This window comes from Gilvimarinus sp. 1_MG-2023, from assembly GCF_030548285.1.
In genome coordinates this window covers 1-266 of the sequence record NZ_JAUOSC010001105.1, presented here as the reverse complement: position 1 = coordinate 266, position 266 = coordinate 1, and the positions used below count along the sequence as shown (strand labels likewise).

Genomic DNA, 266 nt, shown 5'->3' with positions numbered 1-266 from the left:
GCACTGAACCATCTGCTGGCCTCGGAGGCAGAGGGGATTGTTAATATGACGGCGCCAGAGGCGGTGACAAACCGTGATTTTACCCGTGTGCTGGCGACTTGCCTGAAGCGTCCGGCACTGTTGCCCATGCCCGCAGCCGTGGCGCGTATCGTGTTTGGTGAGCTGGCGGACCTGCTGCTCAAGGGGCAGCGAGTATTGCCTCTTCAGCTGCAGGAGCAGGCGTTTTCGTATCGGTACACTACACTATCTGAAGCATTGGCCAGTAT

The 266-nt window shown here is 58.3% G+C and carries 1 protein-coding gene; it reads left to right on the top strand.

Features of this window, described 5'->3' with window-relative positions; all coding sequences use genetic code 11:
• On the top strand, positions 1-266 hold a 266-nt coding region (locus Q4563_RS20280; RefSeq protein WP_303605796.1), incomplete at both ends, for a DUF1731 domain-containing protein.